Raw genomic sequence first — 24885 nt, 5'->3', positions numbered from 1 at the left:
GAGGTGGCGCGGAGCGCGCCGCCCCCTAGAGCGCGAGGCCCGTCAGGACGAGGACCCGCTCGTAGGTGTAGTCGTCCATCGCAAACTTGACGCCCTCGCGGCCGACACCGGACTGCTTCACACCGCCGTACGGCATCTGGTCGGCACGGTAGGACGGCACGTCGCCGACGACCACGCCACCGACCTCCAGCGCGCGGTGGGCGCGGAAGGCGACCTGGAGGTCGTGCGTGAACACGCCCGCCTGGAGGCCGTACTTGGAGTCGTTGACGGCGGCGAAGGCCTCCGCCTCCCCGTCCACCCTGCGAACGGTGAGGACCGGTCCGAAGACCTCCTCGCAGGAGATCGTCGCCTCGGCCGGTACGTCGGCGAGCACGGTCGGCGCGTAGGAGGCGCCGTCGCGCTTGCCGCCGGTGAGGAGGGTGGCGCCGGACCGGACGGCCTCGTCGACCCAGGACTCCACGCGCTGGGCGGCGTCCTCGCTGACCAGCGGGCCGACGTCCGTCTTGTCGTCGGACGGGTCGCCGTTGACCTGGGCCTCGACGGCGGCGACGATGCGCGGCAGCAGCCGGTCGTAGACCGACGCGTCGGCGATCACGCGCTGCACGGAGATGCAGGACTGGCCGCCCTGGTAGTTCGAGAAGGTGGCGATGCGGGTCGCGGCCCAGTCCAGGTCCTCGTCGCTCGCCCAGTCGGCGAGGACGACGGCCGCGCCGTTGCCGCCGAGCTCCAGGGTGCAGTGCTTGCGCGGCACCGAGTCCATGATCGCGTAGCCGACCTTCTCGGACCCCGTGAAGGAGATGACCGGGAGCCGCTCGTCCTGGACGAGGGCCGGCATCCGGTCGTTGGAGACCGGAAGGATCGACCAGGAGCCGGCCGGCAGCTCGGTCTCGGCGAGCAGGTCACCGATGATCAGGCCGGAGAGCGGGGTCGCGGGCGCCGGCTTCAGGATGATCGGCGCGCCGGCGGCGATGGCCGGGGCGATCTTGTGGGCGCACAGGTTGAGGGGGAAGTTGAAGGGCGCGATGCCGAGGACGACACCCTTCGGGAAGCGGCGGGTGAGGGCCAGGCGGCCCTGGCCACCGAGGTCGGTGTCGAGGCGCTGGGCCTCGCCGCCGTTGAAGCGGCGGGCCTCCTCGGCGGCGAACCGGAAGACGGACACCGCGCGGCCGACCTCGCCCCGGGCCCACTTGATCGGCTTGCCGTTCTCGGCGGAGATGAGCTGCGCGATCTCCTCGGTGCGCTCGACGAGGCGCTTGCTGACGTGGTCGAGGGCGGCGGCGCGGACGTGGGCGGGGGTGGCGGCGAACTCGTCGCGCACGGCGTACGCGGCGGCGACGGCCTCCTCGACCTGTGCCTCGGTCGGGACGCTGACCTGTCCGACGACCCGGCCGTCCCACGGCGAGGTGACATCGAAGGTGGTCTCACCGGTGGCCTGGCGGCCGGCGAGCCAGAAGGCGTGGGTGGAAGTCATGTCGAGTCCCGGCCCTTCCGAGGTTGAGGAGTCCTTGGCGTTCGTGGTCCACGGTAGGGCCGGGGCGGCGGGAGGTCGTTTGTCCGGGGCGTAGCAGTGGCGGGGCGTGGCACTCCGCTTTGGCACGATCGAGGTGCCCGCCACGTTTCCCTCGCCCCCGCCGCCCCTACCCGTCCCATCCCCGGGGGCTACGCCCCCGGCCCCCCAGAAGCCCGCGCACTTCCCCGCGCCCCTGAACCCGGGGCAGGCGGGGATGCGGGGCGGGGGAACTACGCGAGCAACCCCGACCCACCCGCAGCCGAACAGACGAGCCCGATCGGGAAATCCGGAGCGCACCCCCGCCCCAGGCACGCGGAGAACTGCGCAACCAGCCCCCACCAACCCGCAGCCGAACCAATCCCAGCCGCCGAAGCACTCGGAGCACAGCCCCACCCCAGGCACGCGGAGAACTGCGCAACCAGCCCCCACCAACCCGCAGCCGAACGAACCCCAGACGCCGAAGCACTCGGGGCGCAGCCCCGGCCCAAGGGGCACGGGGAACTGCGCGACCAGCCCCCGCCAGGCCGGGGACGAAGAACCCACCGGGGGCCGGGGGCGGAGCCCGCAGGTCGGCGGCGGCCCGTGCCGGCCCGGGGCGGGGAACCCGCCCGGGGTTCCTACTCCCCCGCCGCCGCCGTCGCCTTCAGTGCCAGCCAAAGTTCCATGCGGACGTCGGGGTCGTCGAGGGAGCGTCCGAGGATCTCCTCGACGCGTCGCATCCGATAACGCAGGGTGTGCCGGTGCACACCCAGGTCGGCGGCGGCGGCGTCCCACTGACCGTGCCGGGACAGCCACGCCCGCAGCGAGGCGACCAGATCCCCCCGCCCGGTGGCGTCGTGCTCGTTCAGCGGGCGGAGCAAACCGTCCGCGAACGCCCGCACCGCGTCATCGGCGAGCAACGGCAGCACGGACCCCGCGGCCAGCTCCTCGTGCTCGACCAGCGACCGCCCCCGCCGCCGGGCCACGGACAGCGCCTGCTCGGCCTGCTTGTACGCGGCGGCCGCGGCGATCGGCCCGGCGGGGGCCGACAGTCCGACGACCAGTTCGTCCTCGTCGCCGACGGGCTGCTCCCTGGTGGCGATCCGCGCGGCGTCCAGCGCGGCCGCGTACTCCCCGCACGCCGTCACCGCCGCGCCTCCGTCCACGGCGAGCACGACCAGCCGCTCCCCGTCGGGCACGACGAGCACGGACTCACCGGAGCGGGCGGCGGCGGACTCGACGATCTCGGCGAGCCCGCCGAGCGGGTCGCCGTTCGTCGGGTCCGGCACCACGACGGGCGCCTTGGACGGCTTCGCGGCGGCCACGCGCGCGTGCCCGTCCGCGTGCGCCCGCGCCGCCGAAGCGGACGCCGACTCGGCGAGGATCAGCCGGAAGGGCGCGTCGAGCAGTTCCCCGTAGAGGTCTCCGGCCACGGTGCGCGCGTGCTCGGGCTGCCCGGCGAGCAGCATGCGCAGCACCGCCGCCCCGATGCGCTGCTCGGCGGCGTGCAACGACCGTGAGCGTTCGGTGGTCAGGGTCAGCAGTGCGATCGCGGAGTGCACGGCGTAGCGCTCGGCGGTGCCGAGGGCGGCGGCCGTTCCGACGGCGAGCGCGGCGCGGGGACGGCGGCCGGTGCCGAGGGAGTGGAGTTCCACGCGGTCCTCGCCGCCGACGACGGAGCTGGCGGGCGCGGGGCGCTCACGCAGCCGCTCCACGTCGGGGGTGATGCGTGCGGCTCGCCGCCCGGCCCACTCGGGCGCGGTGGCGACGACGGCGCCGGACGCGTCGTACAGGGCGGCCCAGCCGTCCACCTGTCCCGCGAGCGCCGACAGCAGCCCCTCGGGACCGTCGTTCAGGGCCTGCTTCGTCAGTTCGCGCTGCGCGGCGAAGCCCGCCGTCACGGCCCGGTACTGGTCCGCGGCGATCGCGGCCGACACCGCCTTGCTGATGGCCAGGAAGGGGGTGCGGCGGGGGACCTCCAGGAGCGGCAGGCCCTCTTCCTCCGCCGCGTCGACCAGGGCCTTCGGGATCTCGTCGTAGTTGACCCCGACGGCGAAGCCGAGCCCGACGACGCCGGCTCCCACCAGCCGCTTCACATAGCGCCGCATGACGTCCGGATCCTCCGCGTCCAGCTGGAGCGCGGTGATCAGCAGCAGTTCCCCGCCCTCCATGTACGGCACGGGGTCGGCGAGCTCGCTGACGTGGGCCCAGCGGACGGGTACGTCCAGACGGTCCTCGCCCGCCCGCACGGTCAGTTTGAGCGCGGAGTGGTGGACGATCGAGGCGAGCGTGGGGCGCATGGGACCTTCAGGTCTTCACAGAATCTTCGACGGTCACGGGCAGTGTGATCTTTTGGCCGCAACGTATGAACGACCTATGTCGATTCTGCCTCACCGTACGGTCAGCCGGTGACCTTGCGTCCAGACGCGCTAGCTCCGTAGATCCACCAGCAACGGCGGCGCGTGTTCTCCGCCCACCGTGGTGAGCGACAGCACCGCGTGTCCCGGGGGGACCTCGTGCGCCAGCTCGGACGCCGACCAGCGCTCCCGCTCGACCTTCCTTATGGTCACCGCGTCCGTGGTGACGGCCTTTCCGGTGACCAGCTTGCGCAGGGCGTGGATGGCCCGGGTCATCGGCTGGTCCGCGAAGACGGTGTGCTTGGCCACGTCACGGGTCTCGACCCACTCCGTGCCCCAGGCGTGGGCGAAGCGGCTGCCGTCCCAGGTCGTGACGCCGGAGAACGCCATCCGGCAACCCACGGCCCCGTACAGCGGCCCGTGCAGCGCCTCGGGGATGTCGCCGATCGTGCGCAGGGCGAGCACCACCCCCGCGTTCTGGGAGCGCAGGCGCTGGATGCGGCGTACGGAGTCGGGGGTCAGCGTTCCGGTGGCGTCGTCGAGGACCAGGCAGACGAAGTGCGGGCGCTCGCCGCCGCGTACGACGGCGGTGAACTGGGCCAGGACGAGCCGGGCGAGCAGCCGGGCGGCCTCCTCGTGTCCGTGCTCGGGCAGGTCGATCCGTACCCGCAGCGGGTGGTGGGCCACGGCGCGCAGCGAGAAGGCGCGGGTGGCGCCGCCCGCGCCGAAGAAGTCGGCGAAGGCCGGCCGGTCCAGGAGCGCCAGCCGGTCGGCGAGCGCCGGACCCGCGTCGGCCGGGCTGCCGACCTGCCGCATACGGGCTTCCAGTTCGCGGCGCATCCCGGCGTGCTGCGGCCCGGAGAGGGCTTCGTGCAGGGCGGTCAGGGCCTCCGGTACGCCCTCCAGGAGTTCCCGCAGGACGGGCATGGGCGGGAACGTGCCGTGCACCGCCCGGTAGGGGCCGAGGAGTTGGGCGAGCGCGGTGGTGGCCCGCTGGCCGGCCACCGCGTCGAGGTCCCCGGCCAGCCCTTCGGCGAGGAAGGAGGCCGCTTCGTCGGGGTCGTCGGAGTCCGCGTACAGATCGAGGTCGTGGACGGAGGCGGGGTCGCCGATCTTCACCACGACGTCGAAGGCCGAGTCCGGGCCGAGCGGCGTCCCGGCGGCGGCGACCGCGACGACGGCGCACCGCCCGGTGAGCGCCTGCAGGGCGAGCGACTCGACGACGGGTCCGACCAGGTGCCGGGTCTTCCCGGAGCCGGACGGCCCGACGGCGAGCAGGGAGGTGCCCAGGGCCTGGGGATCGAGGGCCGCGCCCCCGCCGTCGTAGGCCTCCGGGGTACGGTCCCCGGTCGTCCACCGCCCGATGCGCACCTGTCCCACGAGCACGTCGTGCGCCGCGGTGCGCGCGGGCAGGTCCCGGGCCCCGGAGGGATGCGTCCAGGCCGCCCCGCCCCGTCGCAGCACGGTGTCGACGAAGGCGGCCAGGCGCGTGGCGTCCCACTTCGCCGTGGTCCACGCGCGCCGCACCCGGGCGCAGTCCACGTCGTTCATCCGGCCGCCGAGCACTTCGGCGGTGAGCAGGTCCGCCGCCTCGTGCTGTCCGGCGTCACGGAGTTCGGGCCACTGGGCGGCGGGCAGGTCCGGCGCGAACTTCGCGGTGCCGGCCTCCTGTGCCTCGTTGCGCGCGGCCCGGGCGGCGAGCCACTCCCTGGCGTATCTGCGCCAGGCGCCGATCCGTGCGAACGGCCACACGACGAGCAGGGTGATCAGCGTGTAGAGCCCGTCGGTGATCAGCTGCGACTGGAACACGTCGTAGCCGCCGGAGACCAGGGCGACGAGGGAGAACAGCGGGGCGACGACCGGCAGGGCGTCCCAGCCGACCCCGGGGAAGGCGTTCGGGAAGACGAACGTCAGGGCGATCAGTGCGCCGAGCGCGGCGAGGGCGGCGCGCAGGGGCTGGGGCCGGGCGGTGACGTAGTGGCCGACGACCTCGGGCCAGCTCCCCAGCCGGCCCATGGTGTACACCAGCACGCCGAAGAAGACCCCGTTGTAGACCTCGACGGCCTCGGCCCCCTGCCACACCTTGGGCGAGGTGGTGCCGCTCCACCACCAGCCGTCCGGTGTGAACACCTTCAGCACGACCCACATGTAGGGGACGCTGCCGTGGCGCCACAGCGACCAGACGACGAGTGCCACCACGAGCGGGACGGCGAGCCCGACGATCGTGACCGGCGAGAGCCGCTCCCGCCCCTTCGAGGGGCGACGCACACGGTATCCGTACCGCCAGATCCCGGGTCCGGCGGCGGGTCGCGGCTTGTCGAGCCAGTCGGCGACGGTGGGCCGGGGGGCCGGGGACTGCTCCGGCACGGAGGGCAGACCCGCGGGTCGTGGCGGTGTCCCCCTCGGTACCGGGGGTACTCCGGGTGGCGGAAACGCGGGTGCCCTACCGGGTGGCGGCGGCACGGCGGGTCCCGGCACGGCACCGGTAGGCCCGCCCCGCGCGTCCTGCGTCCCGTCGCTGTCCATCGCCCTGCCCCCTGACCAGCCGCTCCGTGCTTCGTCCGCGAGTCAATCTAGTGCCCCTGCGGGGGTAGTTCACCGTTTACGAGGCCGGGGCCGCGCCTTGCCCGGGCGGAGCGGCGACGGACCGGCGACAAACCGGGGAGGGACCGGGAGCATCGGTCCCCCACCCCTCTATGTCCACCGCGGACAACGGATTCCTCCGACAACGCCCACATGGAGCATGCCGACCCTCCGTTCCCGGCCCTAGCCTGCGAAGAAAGAAGTCAAGAGTCCGAAAACACCCCGCCCGGCACACCCCGTCCGCCGCGGGGACCGTCCGGTTCGCAAGATCATCAGGGAGCCCCTCATGACCGCACTTCCGCAGGAGCGCCGCGTCGTCACCGCCATCCCCGGCCCGAAGTCGCAGGAACTGCAGGCCCGACGCACCGCCGCGGTCGCGGCCGGTGTGGGTTCGGTGCTCCCCGTCTTCACCACGCGCGCCGGCGGCGGCATCATCGAGGACGTCGACGGCAACCGTCTGATCGACTTCGGCTCCGGCATCGCCGTGACCTCCGTCGGCGCGAGCGCCGAGGCCGTCGTGCGCCGCGCCTCCGCGCAGCTCCAGGACTTCACCCACACCTGTTTCATGGTCACGCCGTACGAGGGCTACGTCGCCGTCGCCGAGGCGCTGGCCGAGTTGACCCCCGGTGACCACGCCAAGAAGTCGGCCCTGTTCAACTCGGGCGCCGAAGCCGTCGAGAACGCCGTCAAGATCGCCCGTGCGTACACCAAGCGCCAGGCCGTCGTCGTCTTCGACCACGGCTACCACGGCCGTACGAACCTCACGATGGCGCTGACCGCCAAGAACATGCCGTACAAGCACGGCTTCGGCCCGTTCGCGCCCGAGGTCTACCGGGTGCCGGTGGCGTACGGCTACCGCTGGCTGACCGGTCCGGAGAACGCCGGCGCCGAGGCGTCCGCCCAGGCGATCGACATGATCAACAAGCAGATCGGCGCCGACAACGTCGCCGCGATCATCATCGAGCCGGTGCTCGGCGAGGGCGGCTTCATCGAGCCCGCGAAGGGCTTCCTTCCCGCCATCAGCAAGTTCGCCAAGGACAACGGCATCGTCTTCGTCGCGGACGAGATCCAGTCCGGCTTCTGCCGCACCGGCCAGTGGTTCGCGTGCGAGGACGAGGGCATCGTCCCGGACCTGATCACCACCGCCAAGGGCATCGCGGGCGGTCTGCCGCTCGCCGCCGTGACCGGCCGCGCCGAGATCATGGACGCCGCGCACGCGGGCGGCCTGGGCGGCACCTACGGCGGCAACCCGGTGGCCTGCGCGGGCGCGCTCGGTGCGATCGAGACGATGAAGGAGCTCGACCTCAACGCCAAGGCGAAGAACATCGAGGCCGTCATGAAGGCCCGGCTCGGCGCGATGGCCGAGAAGTTCGACGTCATCGGTGACGTCCGCGGCCGTGGCGGCATGATCGCCATCGAGCTGGTCAAGGACCGCGCCACCAAGGAGCCGAACCCCGAGGCGACCTCCGCGCTGGCCAAGGCCTGCCACCAGGAGGGCCTGCTGGTCCTGACCTGTGGCACTTACGGCAACGTCCTCCGCTTCCTGCCGCCGTTGGTCATCGGCGAGGACCTGCTGAACGAGGGCCTCGACATCATCGAGCAGGCCTTCGCCCGTATCTGACGCCCCACCCGCCCCAGCCCCGGACCCAGGACGGCCGCCCCCAGCGGATTCCGCTTGGTTCCGGGGCTGCGGCGACCGGGGTCAGAGCGTGTGAAGAACGTGTGCGAGGTGCATGACGGGACGCGATTCCGTCTGTCGGAGCCGGATCCCCTGCCGTAGGTTCTACCCAGATGAGAGATACACCCCGCCCACAGGGGACTGTGGGTGACACCGGGTCGAGGCCTCCCCAGCTTCGCCCTGGTCGTGCCCTCGCGCACACACCCGGAGCTTCCGGCTCCGGATCTCCTCACCGATCGGACAGTCGCTCGCCCCAAACCCCCCGGGGCGCGCGACGACCCGATCTGGACGGCCGCCTCGGAACTACCCCCCCTGTTCCGGGGCGGCCGACCTTCCTCCTCGGGCGTTCCGGACTTCTCGGCTTCCTCGGCCTTCCGGCCCTCCTCTTCGCGCTGATCACCTGGCAGGTCGCGGCCCACGGCCCCCTCGCCCGCGCGGACGAACGCCTCAGCCGCATTCTCGTCCATCCCGACCGGGCCTCCGAAATCCTCGCCGACCTGGGCAATGTGGCCGTCGCGGTGCCGGTCCTGGCCGTCGTGCTCGGGTACGTGGCGTGGCGGGCCCGCGCGGCCGGGCGGGAGCGCTGGTGGCTGCCGTCCCTCGTGACGGCGGCCTTGATGGCGGTCGTACCGGCATTGATCGTGCCTGTGAAAGAACTGGTCGCCCGGCCGGGCCCACCGGTCATGGGCCCGGGCACGGGCTTCTATCCCTCGGGTCACACCGCCACCGCCGTCATCGCGTACGGCGGTGCGGCCCTGGTGCTGATTCCGTGGCTGCGGGGCGCCGGGGCTCGCCGCGCCCTGCTCGCCGGCTGTCTCGCCCTGAACCTGGGTGTCGCCTTCGGCCTGATCCGGCGGGGCTATCACTGGCCGCTGGACGTGGCGGCCAGTTGGTGTCTGTGCACCGTACTGCTGCTAGGGCTCGCGACGTTCCTGAGCCGCAGCAGCACGGGTTAACCGGAGCACACCATCAAGGAACCTTCGGCAGCGCGTCCACGGTCGACGGGTCGAAGTACCCGACGCGGCTGCCAGGTACGTATCCCTTGGGCCTGCCCCGCTTCGCCGGGTGCACCGTCACCGTCATGATGACGTTGATGACAGCGCGCTTCTTGTCGAGGTCAAAGCCCTCCCACGAGACCTTCATCTCTGGGGACCCTAGCGGCAGCGTGGCGAGCACCGATCCCCCCGCACCGACCGTCATGCGCAGCTCAACATCTGCGAGGCGCGCCCGCGTACGAGCGGTGCCGTCCAGCATCTGCTTCCGGGTGATCAGGTCGTTGTCGTAGTCGATGACGTAGTTGTCCAGCTTGACCCGCAAAGCGTCCGCCAGCCCCAGCAAGTCATCCCGGTCCTGGGGGCTGTCCTGATGCGGCAGGAACAGCTCTGCGGCGTCCTCGCGGGACAGCAGTCCGACCGCCACGCCCTCCACGAACTCCTCAAGGGCCTCTGCGTTGCGTCCGATCTTCTGGCAAGCATCGCACCGGTATGTGGGCTGAGGTCCCTTCGAGCCGCCGCCGGACAGTGTCACGTACAGCGTGCTCCTCCCCTCACACACCCCGCACCGAAAGAGCCCCGTGCCAAGCCACCGTCGCCCCGTCCTCAGCTTTGGCTTCCGGCTCGGGTTCTCCAAGATCTCTTTGCAGTCACGCCACTTGGACTCGCCGACAATCGGGGGCCACGCCGCCTTGCCAACGATCTCGCCCTGATGGTCAACGAGTCCGGCGTTCCTCGGGCGCAGCAGCAGCTTGCGGAGCGCACCCGAGGCCCATGGCCTACCGGCAGGCTCGCCAAAGGCGCCGTCGTCCCGCCGGGTGCGGCGCGCGGGTGTGAGTACACCCTTCTCCACCCAGTCACGGCAGATACCCCGCAAGGAACCACCCACAATGACGGTGTTGATGGCCTGCTCGACGTACCAGGCTTCCGAGTCCTTCACGTTGACGGCGTCGGTGCCACACGCTACGCACGCGCGGTTGATCGCGAAGCCTTCAGCGCCGGGGCAGGCAGGGCATTCGAGGGTGCGCACGGTCATGCCGTCCGGCTCATACCCGAAGGGCCGCGGTCCACCTCGGTAGGTGCCCTCGCGCAGGTTGCCCTGCTTGGCGTCACGGACGCGCTCGGCGATCTCCTCACTTTCCTCTTGGGCGTCGATGGCTGCACGGCGTGCCTGCGCCCTGCCCTCCGCGGTGTTGAGGTTGTACCGACCAGCCTTGATGGTGTCGACGGCGATGTTCCGTTCTTGGGCCAAGTCGAGGAACGCGAACGCATCGCGCCAGTCGCGTTGCAGCCGCTTGCCGGACAGCGCCAGGACGGCGTCCGCCTCGCCCGTGCGAAGCATCATCAGGAGCCGCTGATACTTGGGGCGGACCTTTCCGGAGTGCGCGGAGCTGTCGTTCTCCACGAGGACTTCCACAACGTCCCAGCCGTTCGCCTCGGCGCGCTCGCGGCATGCCCGCTCTTGCCGGTCAACGCCCCATCTGCGGCCCTCTCTGTCATCCGAGATACGACAATAGATCACTACGCGGCGTGTCGGCGTCATCATACGAGAGCAGTCATTAAAGGCGTTGGATATGAGCCTTTGCCATGACGGACTCAGATCCGTACTTCAGCTTCAAGATTCTTCAGCCGAGTCGAGGTTCACAATCACCGGCGCCGTTAGGCTTTTGAAGTCCGTTTCACCCATGCCCAGCGAGAGTGAAACGAGCAAGGGCCGACTCGAACCCGCCATTTTTGACCAGGTCCGCGTCGGCCCCACGGGCGGCCGACGAGAGTGCGGCGAGGCCGGGTACGGCCAGAACGGTGGCCGTGCACACGGCGAGCAGCCTGTGACGCGTGGACGGTCTGGTGCGTTCGGCGCGATCCACAACTGCCTCCGGGCATGGGGGGATTCAGGAGGGTGGAGCGCGCCCAACTTGGTCCAGGCCAATCTTGTTGTCAAGACCTTTGACCGTTACCGGGGTCCGTCCCCGTGGCGGCTATCGACCCTCGTTTCCCGCGATGCCCGCCGCCGCCTCGTGCATGGCCAGTTCCAGCAGCGCGGGATCGGTGAGCGTGCCGGAGCCGTCCGGCGGGATCAGCCAGCGGACCCCGCCGGTGGTCCGTCCCGGGTACGGCACCACGATCCAGGTACCGCGCCCCGCCGTGCGCACCCCGGTGCCGAGCCAGCGCGCCGCGGTGCCGGGCGGCACGAAGAAGCCCATCCGGGCGTCGCCGAAGTCGACGAGCACCGGGCCGAGTTGGTCGATCACCCGGGTCAGCACGTCGAGCGCGGGATAGCCGAGCTCGCCCGGCAGGATCAGTACGTCCCAGAGCCTGCCGGCCGGCAGCAGCGCGACCCCCAGCGGATTGCGCTCCCATTCCCAGCGGCAGGCCTCGGGATCCGGCGCCACGGATGCCAGCCACTCGACCGCCGCCTTGGCCCCTGTCATGGCGGAACCTCCCTCTCTCCTCGTGTCGACGCTCGTCGCGCCACAGAAGGGAGGGAGGTTCGGGCCGGGCATTACGCGGGTTCCGCCACTTGTCGGTGGTGAGCCGGATCACAACGGATGAGCTGGGCGTACGCCTGTGGATCAGCCACGGCGGCGCACGCCCCGCCGGCGCGGCTCAGCTGTCGAAGCCCAGTCCCAGCTTGTCCATCGTCTTCAGCCAGAGATTGCGCCGCCCGCCGTGCGCGTCCGCCCGCGCCAGCGACCACTTGGTGAGCGCGATGCCGGTCCAGGCGAAGGGCTCGGGCGGGAACGGCAGGGGCTTCTTGCGGACCATCTCCAGCTCCGTGCGCTCGGTGCGCTCCCCCGCCAGCAGGTCGAGCATCACGTCCGCGCCGAACCGGGTCGCGCCCACGCCCAGGCCCGTATAGCCGGCCGCGTACGCGACCTTTCCGTGGTGCGCCGTGCCGAAGAAGGCCGAGAAGCGCGAGCAGGTGTCGATCGCGCCGCCCCAGGCGTGGGTGAAGCGGACGCCCTCCAGTTGCGGGAAGCAGGTGAAGAAGTGCCCGGCGAGCTTCGCGTACGTCTCCGGGCGGTCGTCGTACTCGGCGCGCACCCGGCCGCCGTACGGGTAGATCGCGTCGTAGCCGCCCCACAGGACGCGGTTGTCGGCGGAGAGCCGGAAGTAGTGGAACTGGTTCGCCGAGTCCCCGAGGCCCTGGCGGTTCTTCCAGCCGACGGACGCCAGTTGGTCTGCGGTCAGGGGTTCGGTCATCAGCGCGTAGTCGTAGACCGGCACGGTGTACGCGCGCACCCGCTTGACCAGGTTCGGGAAGATGTTGGTGGCGAGCGCCACCTTGCGGGCACGGACGGAACCGTACGGGGTGCGTACGGCCATGCCGGCGCCGTACGCCTTCAGGGCGAGCGCGGGCGTGTGTTCGTAGACCCGCACCCCGAGCCGCAGGCAGGCCCGCTTGAGACCCCAGGCGAGCTTGGCGGGGTGGAGCATGGCGACGCCGCGGCGGTCGTGCAGGCCAGCGAGGAAGGTCGGCGAGTCGACCTGTTCGCGGACCGCGTCGGCGTCCAGGAACTCGATGCCGTCCGCCAGGCCCCGCTCCCGCAGTTCCTCGTGCCACTCGCGGAGTTCGGCCGCCTGGTGCGGCTCGGTGGCGACGTCGATCTCGCCGGAGCGCTCGAAGTCGCAGTCGAGGGAGTAGCGGGCGACGGCCGCCTCGATCTCGTCGAGGTTGCGGGCGCCCAGCTCCTCCAGCTTCCTGATCTCGTCCGGCCAGCGGGTGAGTCCGTTGGCCAGGCCGTGGGTCAGGGACGCGGCGCAGAAGCCCCCGTTGCGGCCCGAGGCGGCCCAGCCCACCTCGCGGCCCTCCAGGAGCACCACCTCACGCTGCGGGTCGCGCTCCTTGGCGTTCAGCGCGGTCCACAGTCCGCTGTAGCCACCGCCGACGACGAGCAGGTCGCAGGTCTCGGCGCCGGTGAGGGCGGGCTCGGGGTGGGGCTTGCCGGGGTCGTCCAGCCAGTACGGAACCGGCTGGGCTTCGGAAAGAGACGTGGTCCAACGGGTCATGGCGCTTGGGGCCATGATTTCAACTCCCTACAGCTGAATTACCCACCGAAATTTCCCTGTGGGTTATGCCTTCCGCGATGGCTTTTCGCTATGCCTTTTGCTTGTTGCGGCGGTTGCTGATGACCATTCCGGCCAGGACGAACAGTACGGCGACGATGAACATGGCCGTACCGATGACGTTGATCTGAACGGGTGTTCCGCGCTGCGCCGAACCCCACACGAACATGGGGAAGGTGACGGTCGAACCCGCGTTGAAGTTGGTGATGATGAAGTCGTCGAAGGAGAGCGCGAAGGCGAGCAGCGCGCCCGCCGCGATGCCGGGGGCCGCGATGGGCAGGGTGACGCGCAGGAACGTCTGCACCGGGCCGGCGTAGAGGTCCTGTGCCGCCTGCTCCAGGCGCGGGTCCATCGACATCACGCGCGCCTTGACGGCCGTCACGACGAAGCTGAGGCAGAACATGATGTGGGCGATCAGGATCGTCCAGAAACCCAGCTGAGCGCCCAGGTTGAGGAACAGGGTGAGCAGCGAGGCGGCCATGACGACCTCGGGCATCGCCATCGGCAGGAAGATCAGCGAGTTCACCGCGCCGCGCGCCCGGAAGCGGTAGCGGACAAGGGCGAAGGCGATCATCGTGCCGAGGATCGTGGCCCCGATGGTCGCCCAGACGGCGATCTGGAGACTGATCGAGAGGGAGCCGCACATGTCGGCGACCCCGCACGGATCGCGCCAGGCGTCCAGGGAGAACTGCTGCCACTCGTAGTTGAAGCGCCCCTTCGGTTTGTTGAAGGAGAACACCGTGACGATGACATTGGGCAGCAGCAGATATCCCAGCGTCAGCAGTCCGCCGATGACGACGAGATTCCGCTTGAACCAGCGTACGAAGGCCATTTAGACCAGATCCTCCGTCCCGGACTTGCGGATGTAGAGGGTGACCATGATGAGGATCGCGGCCATGAGGATGAAGGAGAGCGCGGCGGCCGTCGGATAGTCGAGGATCCGCAGGAACTGCGTCTGGATGACGTTGCCGACCATCCGGGTGTCCGTGGAGCCGAGCAGGTCGGCGTTCACGTAGTCACCGCTGGCCGGGATGAAGGTCAGCAGCGTGCCGGAGACCACGCCGGGCATCGACAGCGGGAAGGTGACCTTGCGGAAGGTCGTGAACGGCTTCGCGTACAGGTCGCCCGCCGCCTCGTGGAGGCGTCCGTCGATGCGCTCCAGCGAGGTGTAGAGCGGCAGGATCATGAAGGGCAGGAAGTTGTACGTGAGGCCGCAGACGACCGCGAGTGGTGTGGCCAGGACGCGGTCGCCCGAGGTGAAGCCGAGCCAGTTGGTGACGTCCAGGACGTGCAGGGTGTTGAGGGTGCCGACGACCGGGCCGCCGTCCGCGAGGATCGTCTTCCAGGCGAGCGTACGGATCAGGAAGCTGGTGAAGAACGGCGCGATGACCAGGATCAGCACGACATTGCGCCAGCGACCCGCACGGAAGGCGATCAGATACGCCAGCGGGTAGCCGAGCACCAGGCACAGAATCGTCGCGGCGCCCGCGTACAGCACCGAGCGCAGGAACTGGGGCCAGTAGTCGGCCAGCGCGTTCCAGTACGTCTGGAAGTGCCAGGTGACCTTGAAGCCCTGCTCCAGGGAGCCCGTCTGCACGGACGTGGAGGCCTGGTAGACCATCGGCAGCGCGAAGAAGATCAGCAGCCAGAGGATGCCGGGCAGGAGCAGCCAGTACGGGACGAGACGGCCGCGCTTCTTGGGCGGCTTCTTGTCGGGCTGCGGCGCGAGGAGTGGCGCCTCGGTGACGCTGGCCATCAGGCGGCCTCCTCCTCGACCGTTTCCACACCCGCGTCGATGTCCTGGGCGGCGTCGAGGCCGAAGGTGTGCGCCGGGCTCCAGTGCAGGACCACCTCGGCGCCGGGGGTGAGCCGGGCGTCGCGGTCGATGTTCTGGGAGTAGACCTCGAACTCGGGGCAGACGGCGCTGTCGATGACGTACTGAGTGGAGACGCCGATGAAGCTGGAGTCGGCGATCCTGCCGGTGATCCGGTTGCGGCCGGCCGGTATCTCGCCCGCGTCGTCGACGTGCGTGAGCGCTATCTTCTCGGGGCGGACACCGACCAGGACCTTGCCGCCGGTCGTCGTGGGCGCCGAACATCGCGCCTGCGGCAGCACCAGCTTGCCGCCGCCCGCCGCCAGGACGATGTCGTCGCCGTCCTTGCCGTCGACGGCGGCCTCGATGAGGTTCGAGGTGCCGAGGAAGTTGGCGACGAACGTGGTCTGCGGGTTCTCGTAGAGGTCGGCGGGGGCGCCGAGTTGCTCGACGCGGCCCGCGTTCATCACGGCGACCGTGTCGGCCATCGTCATGGCCTCCTCCTGGTCGTGCGTGACGTGCACGAAGGTGATGCCGACCTCGGTCTGGATGCGCTTGAGCTCCAGCTGCATCTGACGGCGCAGCTTGAGGTCGAGAGCGCCGAGCGGTTCGTCGAGGAGCAGCACCTTGGGGTGGTTGATCAGGGCACGGGCCACGGCGACGCGCTGCTGCTGGCCGCCGGAGAGCTGGTGCGGCTTCTTGCGGGCCTGCTCGCCGAGTTGGACGAGTTCCAGCATGTCCTCGACCTGCTTCTTCACCGACTTGATGCCGCGCCTGCGCAGACCGAAGGCGACGTTCTCGAAGATGTCGAGGTGCGGGAAGAGCGCATAGGACTGGAAGACGGTGTTCACCGGCCGCTTGTACGGGGGCAGGTGGGTCACTTCCTGGTCGCCGAGGAAGACGGTGCCGGAGGAAGGTTCCTCCAGACCCGCGATCATCCGCAGGGTGGTGGTCTTGCCGCAGCCCGACGCCCCGAGAAGGGCGAAGAAGGAGCCTTCGGGGACGGTCAGGTCGAGCGGTTGGACGGCCGTGAAGGAGCCGTACGTCTTGCTGATCCCGGAGAGGCGGACGTCGCCGCCGTTGTCTGTCGTCATGGTGTGGTCCCTGGATGTCGGGGTCGTAGGGGTGTCCGGGGCGGACTGCGGTCGCTGCGCCGGTCGGGGGCCGCGCGGCGGAGCCGGCGCAGGTCTCCTCGGAACCCGGGCAACCGCCCGGGCGGCCCGGCCGGACCACCACCACCGCTCAGCCGCCGGAGGCGTCACGCCCCGGTGAGCTTGGCGAACTTCTCTTCGTAGGCCGTCTCTTCCTTCTGCGTCAGGGAGCGGAAGGCGTGGGACTTCGCGGCCATGGCCTTGTCGGGGATGATCAGCGGGTTGTCCGCCGCCGACTTGTCGATCTTCGCAAGCTCGTCCTTGACCCCGTCGACGGGACAGACGTAGTTGATGTACGCGGCGAGCTGTGCGGCCGGACCGGGCTCGTAGTAGTAGTCCATGAGCCGTTCGGCGTTCGTCTTGTGACGGGCCTTGTTGGGGACCAGCATGTTGTCCGTGGACGTCAGATAGCCACTGTCCGGGATGACGAAGTCCACGTCCGGGCTGTCCGCCTTGAGCTGGACGATGTCGCCCGCCCAGGCGACACAGGCCGCGAGGTCGCCCTTGGTGAGGTCGGACGTGTAGTCGTTGCCGGTGAAGCGGCGTATCTGGCCCTTGTCGACGGCCTTCTGGAGACGGGCGATCGCCGCGTCGAAGTCGTCGTCGGTGAACTTCTCCGGGTCCTTGCCCATGTCGAGCAGCGTCATGCCCATGCTGTCACGCATCTCCGAGAGGAAGCCGACGCGCCCCTTGAGCTTGGGGTTGTCGAGCAGGTCGGAGACCGACTTCACCTCGATGCCGTTCAACGCCTTCTTGTTGAAGGCGATGACGGTCGAGATGCCCTGCCAGGGGTAGGAGTAGGCGCGTCCCGGGTCCCAGTCGGGACTCCGGAACTGGGCCGACAGGTTGGCGTACGCGTGCGGCAGGTTGGAGGCGTTCAGCTTCTGCACCCAGCCGAAGCGGATCAGCCGCGCGGCCAGCCAGTCGGTGACCACGATCAGGTCACGCCCGGTGTCCTGGCCCGCGGCGAGCTGCGGCTTGATCTTGCCGAAGAACTCGACGTTGTCGTTGATGTCCTCGGTGTACTTGACCGAGATGCCGGTGCGCTTGGTGAACGCGTCGAGCGTCGGGTGGTGCTTCCCGCTGTCGTCGACGTCCATGTACTCGGTCCAGTTGGAGAAGTCGATCGTCTTCTCCTTGGCCGAGTGGTCCTCGGCGGACACGCCGCCCTGGGTCTTGCCCGCGGCCGGGATCCCGCAGGCGCTCAGGGCGCCGAGCCCGCCGACGGCGAGCGCGCCGCCCGTGGAGGCGCGCAGCAGCGAGCGGCGGCTGAGCGCGGCCCTGCCGTTCCTGAAACTGCGCCGCATGGCGGCCACTTGGGCCGGGGAGAGGCGGTCGGGCTCGTACTGCTCCATGCTCGTGATGCCCTTTCGGAAGGGTCGCGGCCGTGGTCTCGCGGCCTGGTCTGCCACTCGGCGATAGTCGGAAGCCGACGCGCGGCCGACTCCGGATCGACTAGGGCCGGTCCCCGAAGATCGTGCGGTGCCAGTCCTTCCTGGCGACCGCGGTGTTGTCGAACATGACGTGCTTGATCTGGGTGTACTCCTCGAAGGAGTACGCCGACATGTCCTTGCCGAAGCCGGACGCCTTGTAGCCGCCGTGCGGCATCTCGCTGATGATCGGAATGTGGTCGTTGACCCATACGCAGCCCGCCTTGATCTCGCGGGTCGCACGGTTGGCCCGGTACACGTCCCGGCTCCACGCGGAGGCGGCGAGACCGTACGGAGTGTCGTTGGCGAGCCGGATTCCCTCGTCGTCGCTGTCGAAGGGGAGCACCACCAGGACGGGTCCGAAGATCTCGGACTGCACGATCTCGCTGTCCTGAGGAGCGTCGGCGACGAGCGTGGGCCGGTAGAAGGCGCCGTCCTTGAGCTCTTCGGGGATCTCTCCGCCGGTCACCACGCGCGCGTAGCCGCGGGCCCGGTCGACGAATCCGGCCACGCGGTCGCGCTGGGCGTGCGAGATCAGCGGACCGAGGTCGGTGCCGGACGCGAACGGGTCGCCGAGGCGGACGCTCGCCATCAGGGCGGCCGTCCTGGACACGAACTCTTCGTAGAGGGGCCTTTGCACGTACGCGCGCGTGGCGGCGGTGCAGTCCTGCCCGCTGTTGATGAGCGAGCCCGCGACCGCGCCGTTCGCGGCGGCGTCCAGGTCCGCGTCGTCGAAGACCACGAAGGGGGCCTTGCCGCCCAGTTCCAGATGGAGTCGCTTGACGGTCGAGGTGGCGATCTCGGCGACGCGCTTGCCGACCGCGGTGGACCCCGTGAAGGAGGTCATCGCCACGTCGGGGTGGCCGACGAGGTGCTCGCCGGCGTCCCGGCCGGCCCCGGTCACGATGTTGATCACGCCGTCCGGGATGCCCGCCGCGGTGGCGGCCTCGGCGAAGAGGAGCGAGGTCAGCGGGGTCAGTTCGGCGGGCTTCAGCACGATCGTGTTGCCCGCGGCGATCGCCGGGAGGATCTTCCATGCGGCCATCTGGAGGGGGTAGTTCCAGGGTGCGATGGAGCCGACGACACCGATGGGCTCGCGACGTACGTACGAGGTGTGGTCGCCGGAGTACTCGCCCGCGGACTGCCCTTGCAGATGCCGGGCCGCGCCCGCGAAGAAGGCGATGTTGTCGATGGTGCCGGGCACGTCGAACTCGCGGGTCAGCTTGAGGGGCTTTCCGCACTGGAGCGACTCCGCCCGGGCGAACTCCTCGGCGCGGTCGGCGAGTACGGCGGCGAAGCGGTGCAGGGCGTCCGAGCGCTCGCCGGGGGTGGCGCCCGCCCAGCCGGGGAACGCCTCGAGGGCGGCGGCGACGGCCGCGTCCACGTCGACGGTGCTCGCCAGCTCGTACGTGTAGACCTCGTCGCCGGTGGCGGGGTCGACGACCGCGTGCATACGGCCCGAGGTGCCCTTGGTCAGCCGGCCCGCGATGTACTGCGCGCCGTCCGCGAAATGGTCCTGCGCCTGGAAGCGATGGCCCGGATTGTGCATGTCGCTCTCCTCCGCCGTTCTCCCCGCTGCCGCGGGGGTGGGCGTAGCTCCAGCTCGATTTGAGTGCCGATCCTGACAGAGCAAAGGGACTCCAACAAGTGATTCCGTTGTTGCCTTTTGGTTACGCGACGGAATCTGTCGACCAGGTGTCGAGTCCCCATGGAAAAGGCGGGACGGAATGTCAGTGGTGCGTGCCACCGTGGCGTGCATGGCGAAGATCGATTCTCGGGAAGCGCTGGTCAGCGCGGTCCGCTCGGGGGCAAGGGTCAAGTACCTGCACTTCTGGGGGCACCGCCCGCGACCGGACGGTCAGGTGAGTGCGAGCTGTCTGAGCCAGTGGTGGCCGTCACCGTTCGTGGTGGACGGTGTCTCCTACGCGACCGCCGAGCACTGGATGATGGCGGGCAAGGCACGGCTCTTCGGCGACGCGGAGGCGCAGCGGCGCGCCATCGAGGCGTCCAGTCCCGCGCTCGCCAAGAAGGTGGGGCGGCTCGTGCGCGGCTTCGACGAAGCGACCTGGCAGCGCGAGCGCTTCGGGATCGTCGTCGAGGGCAGCGTGCACAAGTTCGCCGCCCACCCCGAGCTGCGCGCGTTCCTGCTGGGCACGGGCACGCGGGTGCTGGTCGAGGCCAGCCCCATGGACCGGGTCTGGGGCATAGGCCTCGCGGCGGACGACGAGCGGGCGGCGGATCCCGATCGGTGGCGGGGGCCGAACCTGCTGGGATTCGCCTTGATGGAGGCCCGGGAGCGACTCCTGCGGGACAACTAGTTCAGGCGCGGGAGCGGTTGGCGCTCCAAGCGGGTCGGGCGAAGTCCGCTGCGGTCCGGCGGCGCCCTGAAGGGGCGCGGGGAACTGCGCGACCGGCCACGATGGAGCCGCGGACGATCGACGGCACTTCCCCGCACTTCCAGCGGAGCGCTTAGCCGAGGTGCGGCACGACGAGTGAAGTGGAGTAGCCGTCGTCTCCGCTGAACGGGTCGCTGTCGCCGCTGTCGTCCGGGAGGACGAAGAAGACCACGATCATCGCGATGCCGAGCGCGATGCCGACCGCTCCGCAGATGATCCCGGCCAGCGCCTGACCAGGGTTGTTCGCCTCGCCGCGGCGCGCCCTGCGTCGCCCCAGCACGCCGAAGATCACCGCGAGGATCCCCAGGATGATCGCGATCGGCCACAGACAGAACACGACGGCCGAGATGATGCCGAGCACCAGCCCGGCGGTGCCCATGCCGTTGCTCGGCGCCGGGGGCATCATCGGCCAGCCGTAGCCGGAGGCACCCGGGTAGCCGGGTCCCGGCGTGGGGTAGGCCGGGTAGCCGTATCCGTAGCCGTACGGGACCTGCCCGGGGCCCTCGGGAGCGATGGGCGGCGGGGGAACCGGCTCTCCGGGGGCAGGCCGGGGGTGGGGCGAGGGCGCGGCGGCGGGAGTCGCGAAGGGGTTGTCCCAGGACTGGGGCGGGGACTGGGGGTGGGGCTGGGGATGGCCGGGGGTGCCCGTTCCGGGGAGGGCGACAACCGTCGGCTGGTTGTGCACCGAGGGGGGTGTGGGGGCACCGGGCGCGCGGGAGGGTGCCTCGTCCGCGGGCGGGGCCCAGGGGTCCGGCTCGGGTCGCGGTGCGCTGGCGCCCTTGTCCAGGGAGCCGCCGGGCGGGGAACCCGGCTGGGGGTTCCCGCCGGGTATCGCGTCCTCGGGACCGACGGCCGACGGCACGTCGATCTGCGTCGGCGGCGGAGCCGACTGGTCCGGGGACGCCCACGGGGCCGCGGCGGCGTTCTGCGGCACCTGCGGCGCCTGCGCGTCGTCGGACATGCGTGAGGTCCCCTCCTCTGTCGTACCTGCCGTCATGCTACGGCCCGGGGCTTCACCCCGTGAGGGGCGGCCTACGATGATCCTCGAATCACCGATCAGCCGATCACCCGCGTCGCCCGACCACGGTCCGGTGGCGCCGTTCCGGGGAGGAATCCTTGACCGACCAGCTCAGCACCCGCGAGGGCGTCCGCGACCTGCACGCCTTCATCGCCGGACTGCCCAAGGCCGAACTGCACGTGCACCACGTCGGATCCGCCTCCCCCCGCATCGTCTCCACCCTCGCCGCCCGCCACCCCGACTCCCAGGTGCCGACGGACGCCGAGGCCCTCGCGGACTACTTCACGTTCACCGATTTCGCCCACTTCATCCAGGTCTACCTGTCCGTCGTCGACCTGATCCGCACCCCCGAGGACGTACGGCTGCTGACGTACGAGGTCGCCCGGGACATGGCCCGGCAGCAGGTCCGCTACGCCGAGCTGACCATCACCCCGTGGTCCTCCACCCGCCGCGGCATCGACGAGCGCGCCTTCATGAACGCCATCGAGGACGCCCGCAAGGCGGCGGAGGCCGAGTTCGGCGTCGTCCTGCGCTGGTGCTTCGACATTCCCGGCGAGGCGGGGCTCGAGGCGGCCGAGGAGACCCTGCGGCTCGCGACCGACGACCGGCTGCGGCCGGAAGGTCTGGTGTCCTTCGGACTCGGCGGGCCCGAAATCGGCGTACCGCGGCCGCAGTTCAAGCCGTACTTCGACCAGGCGATCGCGGCCGGACTGCGCTCGGTGCCGCACGCGGGTGAGACGACCGGGCCGGAAACCGTCTGGGACGCGCTGAACGAGCTGCGCGCCGAACGCATCGGGCACGGCACCAGCTCCGCGCAGGACCCGAAGCTGCTCGCCCACCTCGCCGAGAACCGTATCGCGCTGGAGGTCTGCCCGACCTCCAACATCGCCACCCGGGCGGTCCGCACCCTCGACGAGCACCCCATAAGGGAGTTCACCCGGGCCGGGGTCCTCGTCACGATCAACTCCGACGACCCACCGATGTTCGGCACCGACCTCAACAACGAGTACGCGGTCGCCGCCCGTCTCCTCGACCTCGACGAACTCGGCCTCGCCGCGCTCGCCAAGAACGCGGTGGAGGCGTCCTTCCTCGACCCGGCCGGCAAGACACGCCTCGCCGAGGAGATCGACACCTACGCCTCGGCGTGGCTCACGCCCTGAGCGACCAGCACAATGGGCCCATGCGCACCGTGACTGCCGTGGCCCACCGCGGCGACCCCTATCGCGTCCGCGAGAACACCATCGACTCGCTGCGTTCCGCGCTCCAACTGGGCGCGGACGCGGTCGAGATCGACGTACGGCTCACCCGCGACAAGGTGCCCGTACTGCTGCACGACGAGACACTGAAACGGCTGTGGGAGCTGGAGCGGCCGCTCAGGTCGCTCTCCTCGGACGAGGTCCGCGGGCTCACGGGCGGCGGGGTGCCGACGCTCACGGAGGCCCTCGATGCGACCAAGGACAGCCGGATCATGGTCGATCTGCCGGGAGAGCCCGACGGCGCGGCCGTACGCCGGATCGTCGAGGTCATCCGTGAGTGCGGGGCCCAGGACCGGGTGTACTACTGCGCGGGCGCCCCGGCCATGCTGGCGGTGCGCGCCGCCGACCCCGCCGCCGAGATCGCGCTGACCTGGACGAGCCTCGCACCGCCGCGCCCGGCAGTCCTCGACGCCGTACGGCCGCGCTGGCTCAACTACCGCTTCAGTCTGGTCGACCGTGCCCTCACGGCCCGCGTCCACCGCGGCGGCCATCTGCTCTCCGTCTGGACTCCCGACACTCGCCGTTCCATGCGCCGGCTGCTGGACATGGGGGTGGATTCGATCACCACGAACCGCATCGACGCGCTGTGCGCGCTGCGCAAGGCCTGAGCGTGCGCACTGCGCAAGGCCTGAGGAAAAACGCTGGCGGCACCGTCAGGAGGTGACCTGCGAGCGCAGGCTCACCGTCGCCGGGTCGGCGGGGGTCGAGCGGGTCAGGTACTGCGGCACCGGGGCGGTGTCCTCTCCGTTGTCGCGGACGAGGCCGTAGCGGATCACGCCCTGGGCGGGACCGGTGCGGACGTCCTCGGTCACCTTGTCCCAGGTGGAGGTCTGGACGAACAGGTTGTAGTCGGCGGGGCCCTCGTTCTGGTGGAGGGTGACGGTGCCGTCGATCCAGAAGTACTCGTTCTGCCACATCTGTTGGGTGCCGGAGGGCAGGACGGCGTAGCCCACGGACGGGCCGCCCATCCAGGTCGTGCCGTCCGTCGAACCCGACTGCACGTCGTCCATGCGGTGACCGCCGCCCGAGGCGACGTGGAAGAGCTTGCCGCTCAGCCCGGTCCAGGTCGGCATGAGCAGGGCGCCGGTGCGCTGCTGCGGCAGGACCTGCCAGCGGACCCTGAAGTAGCCCTGCCCGCTGAAGGTGACCGTCTCCCCGCGGTGGGTGAGGCCGGTGGCGGGCGCCCCGGTGGCGGTGACGCCCTTCTCGGCGCGCCGGGGCAGCGTCGCCGGAAGCGCGCTCGCGGCGGGCGCGCTGTCGACGGCGTCGACGACGGTGCCGTACAGCTGGACGCGGGTCTTCGCGGGCGAGGGCGAGGGCGACGGGGAGGCGGAGGGGGACGGTGAGGGGGTCGCGGAGGCGGGCGGCTCCCCCGTACCTCCCGACGGTGGGCGTGCGGTGCTCGCCGCCGTGGGCGCGGCGAGGGCAGGGGGCGGGTCGTCGGGCGCCCGGGTGACGACGTACAGGCCGCCCGCGGCGAGGGTGGCGCCGGCCGTGACGGCGACGGCGGGCTTGGTGAGCAGGCCGAGGACCTTGGCGGACCAGCCGACGGAGGCGGCGGCGACCGCCGTCTTGCCGCCGAGCGCGAGCGACAGCGTGAAGCCGACGGGCAGCGGGACGAGGGCGATCCCGACGAGGAGGCGTTCGGCCGGTACGACGGCCTCGCGGGCGCCCGAACAGTACGCGCAGCCCCGGATGTGCCGGGCCAGCCGCTTGCGCCACACCGAGTCGGGCCGCCCGTCCCAGCGGGCGGTCACCAACCGCAGGTCGGGGCAGGGGGAGTTGCCCGCGCCGGGGTGGTGGCCGTCGAGCGCCCGCACGATGTCCCGTGCGATCTCCAGCCGTTGCTTCATCCGCTGTACCCGCACCGCCGCGTGCTGCCTGCTGATCCCGACCGCCGCCGCCAGCTCACGCCGGGTGAGTTCGCCCGCGACCTCCAGCCACCACAACGAGAGCAACTGGCGGTCCTCGTCGTCGAGCCAGCGCACCGCCTCCGCGACCTCTCGCCGCTGCCCCTCCAACTGGAGCCGCAGCACGGTCAGTTCGGCGAAGTCGGCGGCCTGATCACCGGCGTCGTCGGCCAGCGGCTCGGCCGTCCGGCGGCGCGAGCGCTCCCGTATCTGCCGCATCGTGATGGCGACCAGCCAGGACCGGAAGCTGTCCGGGTCGCGCAGCGAGCCGAGGTTGTCGACGGCGCGCAGCATGGTCTCCTGCACGACGTCGTCGACGTCCGCGTGGCCGTTCAGGGCGCGGCCGACGATGTTGTAGACGAGGGGGAGCCAGCCCGCGACGAGTTCGTCGAGGGCGCGCCGGTCGCCGGCCTGCGCGGCCCCGATGATGGAGCGCCACTGCCGCCCGTCCACGTACGTCCCTCCGATGCCACGGTGACCGCCCGTGCCACTTGGCACACACGGGCGGGAGTGCAGGATCCCCCACCCCGGCGAGCGTGTCCGCGCGCTATGTCGCGGATCACAGCCGTTCGTCGGGTCCTGACACACAGGAGACGGAGGGCCGCCCTCCGCGATAACAGTTTTTTTGCCCTCCCTGTCTTCGAAACTCCCGCCGCGCCCCACCTAAGGGCTACCTCCCACAACACCCTTACGCAGAAGGGCAGTTGGTCCGGGTCAGCGCCAGGGACCGGGCCGTCCTCGGGG

General features: G+C 70.7%; 17 protein-coding genes and 1 pseudogene. 5 read left to right on the top strand and 13 right to left on the bottom strand.

Features of this window, described 5'->3' with window-relative positions; all coding sequences use genetic code 11:
• Positions 1–25 precede the first annotated feature (25 nt).
• From ACZ7M2_RS46745 to ACZ7M2_RS46735, 3 genes are all read right to left on the bottom strand, one after another.
• Entirely contained in the window at positions 26–1471 is a 1446-nt protein-coding gene (locus ACZ7M2_RS46745) for an aldehyde dehydrogenase family protein (RefSeq protein ID WP_352047858.1), read from the bottom strand.
• A 656-nt stretch (positions 1472–2127) separates the two neighbouring features.
• Entirely contained in the window at positions 2128–3789 is a 1662-nt protein-coding gene (locus ACZ7M2_RS46740; protein ID WP_095852321.1) for a PucR family transcriptional regulator, read from the bottom strand.
• 129 nt (positions 3790–3918) lie between these two features.
• Entirely contained in the window at positions 3919–6372 is a 2454-nt protein-coding gene (locus ACZ7M2_RS46735) for an ATP/GTP-binding protein (RefSeq protein ID WP_471600459.1), read from the bottom strand.
• 343 nt (positions 6373–6715) lie between these two features.
• Between ACZ7M2_RS46735 and gabT the strand changes: the two genes are divergently transcribed.
• Together gabT and ACZ7M2_RS46725 are read left to right on the top strand one after the other, a co-directional pair.
• Positions 6716–8050, top strand: coding sequence for a 4-aminobutyrate--2-oxoglutarate transaminase (gene gabT / locus ACZ7M2_RS46730; protein WP_471600458.1), 1335 nt, complete (start codon positions 6716–6718; stop codon positions 8048–8050).
• A gap of 170 nt (positions 8051–8220) precedes the next feature.
• A complete protein-coding gene (locus tag ACZ7M2_RS46725; protein ID WP_471600457.1) occupies positions 8221–9063 on the top strand; it encodes a phosphatase PAP2 family protein in 843 nt (280 codons plus the stop codon).
• A 13-nt stretch (positions 9064–9076) separates the two neighbouring features.
• Here ACZ7M2_RS46725 and ACZ7M2_RS46720 read toward each other — a convergent pair whose 3' ends face one another.
• The 8 genes from ACZ7M2_RS46720 to ACZ7M2_RS46685 all read right to left on the bottom strand — a co-directional run bounded on the left by ACZ7M2_RS46720 (position 9077) and on the right by ACZ7M2_RS46685 (position 19110).
• Positions 9077–10645, bottom strand: coding sequence for a recombinase family protein (locus tag ACZ7M2_RS46720; protein ID WP_471600456.1), 1569 nt, complete (start codon positions 10643–10645; stop codon positions 9077–9079).
• Between the two features lie 433 nt (positions 10646–11078).
• The gene (locus ACZ7M2_RS46715) at positions 11079–11531 is read right to left on the bottom strand and encodes a bifunctional DNA primase/polymerase (protein WP_471600455.1); all 453 of its coding nucleotides are present in this window, start codon (positions 11529–11531) and stop codon (positions 11079–11081) included.
• A gap of 175 nt (positions 11532–11706) precedes the next feature.
• Entirely contained in the window at positions 11707–13125 is a 1419-nt protein-coding gene (locus tag ACZ7M2_RS46710) for an NAD(P)/FAD-dependent oxidoreductase (protein WP_471600454.1), read from the bottom strand.
• Between the two features lie 73 nt (positions 13126–13198).
• The gene (locus ACZ7M2_RS46705) at positions 13199–13999 is read right to left on the bottom strand and encodes an ABC transporter permease (protein WP_217572762.1); all 801 of its coding nucleotides are present in this window, start codon (positions 13997–13999) and stop codon (positions 13199–13201) included.
• Positions 14000–14923 carry an ABC transporter permease gene (locus ACZ7M2_RS46700; protein WP_352047851.1) on the bottom strand — a complete coding sequence of 308 codons (924 nt, stop codon included), beginning with the start codon at positions 14921–14923 and terminating at the stop codon, positions 14000–14002. It lies immediately after the preceding gene.
• Positions 14923–16074, bottom strand: coding sequence for an ABC transporter ATP-binding protein (locus ACZ7M2_RS46695; RefSeq protein WP_471600453.1), 1152 nt, complete (start codon positions 16072–16074; stop codon positions 14923–14925). The genes ACZ7M2_RS46700 and ACZ7M2_RS46695 overlap by 1 nt, the downstream gene beginning before the upstream one ends.
• 164 nt (positions 16075–16238) lie before the next feature.
• Positions 16239–17486: a polyamine ABC transporter substrate-binding protein gene (locus tag ACZ7M2_RS46690; protein WP_471600452.1), complete on the bottom strand. Its 1248-nt coding sequence runs from the start codon at positions 17484–17486 to the stop codon at positions 16239–16241.
• Positions 17487–17586: 100 nt separating this feature from the next.
• Positions 17587–19110 (bottom strand): gamma-aminobutyraldehyde dehydrogenase, encoded by a 1524-nt coding sequence (locus ACZ7M2_RS46685; protein WP_471600451.1) that lies wholly within the window; start codon positions 19108–19110, stop codon positions 17587–17589.
• Positions 19111–19288: 178 nt separating this feature from the next.
• Here ACZ7M2_RS46685 and ACZ7M2_RS46680 point away from each other — a divergent pair, with 178 nt between their 5' ends.
• Positions 19289–19879, top strand: coding sequence for an NADAR family protein (locus tag ACZ7M2_RS46680; protein WP_471600450.1), 591 nt, complete (start codon positions 19289–19291; stop codon positions 19877–19879).
• 151 nt (positions 19880–20030) lie between these two features.
• Here the strand turns inward: ACZ7M2_RS46680 and ACZ7M2_RS46675 are convergent, their stop codons facing one another.
• Complete coding sequence (locus ACZ7M2_RS46675) at positions 20031–20918, bottom strand: DUF4190 domain-containing protein (RefSeq protein WP_471600449.1); 888 nt, start codon at positions 20916–20918, stop codon at positions 20031–20033.
• Positions 20919–21005: 87 nt separating this feature from the next.
• On the opposite strand from ACZ7M2_RS46675, the pseudogene ACZ7M2_RS46670 reads away from it, so the two are divergent.
• Positions 21006–22135 (top strand): annotated as a pseudogene (locus ACZ7M2_RS46670) (adenosine deaminase).
• Between the two features lie 20 nt (positions 22136–22155).
• Positions 22156–22839, top strand: a complete 684-nt coding sequence (locus tag ACZ7M2_RS46665; RefSeq protein WP_471600448.1) for a glycerophosphodiester phosphodiesterase — start codon at positions 22156–22158, stop codon at positions 22837–22839.
• Between the two features lie 45 nt (positions 22840–22884).
• Here ACZ7M2_RS46665 and ACZ7M2_RS46660 read toward each other — a convergent pair whose 3' ends face one another.
• A complete protein-coding gene (locus tag ACZ7M2_RS46660; RefSeq protein WP_471600447.1) occupies positions 22885–24594 on the bottom strand; it encodes an RNA polymerase sigma factor in 1710 nt (569 codons plus the stop codon).
• Between the last annotated feature and the right edge of the window lie 291 nt (positions 24595–24885).

This window comes from Streptomyces sp. NPDC111507, from assembly GCF_055638955.1.
This window is presented reverse-complemented; position numbering and strand designations above follow the sequence as displayed.